The following is a 222-nucleotide window of genomic DNA, read 5'->3' as shown; positions in this document are numbered from 1 at the left end:
CGCCCCGGCCACGACCGCCGCTACGCCATCGACTCCACCAAGCTCCAGCGCGAGCTGGGCTGGAGGCCGGCCCACACCGACTTCGCCGAGGGGCTCAAGCGGACCATCGACTGGTACGTCGCCAACGAGTCCTGGTGGCGCCCCGCCAAGGAGGCCACCGAGGCCCGCTACCGCGCACAGGGCCAGTAAGACTGCATTCCGGCGAACCGCACCGCGGGGCGC

The 222-nt window shown here is 72.5% G+C and carries 1 pseudogene; it reads left to right on the top strand.

Going from position 1 to position 222, the window contains the following annotated elements:
• Window positions 1-189: pseudogene (locus DWY51_RS09690) on the top strand (dTDP-glucose 4,6-dehydratase); the annotation flags it as partial.
• Between the last annotated feature and the right edge of the window lie 33 nt (window positions 190-222).

This window comes from Collinsella sp. AF25-2LB, assembly GCF_003458415.1.
GTDB lineage: Bacteria > Actinomycetota > Coriobacteriia > Coriobacteriales > Coriobacteriaceae > Collinsella.
This window is presented reverse-complemented; position numbering and strand designations above follow the sequence as displayed.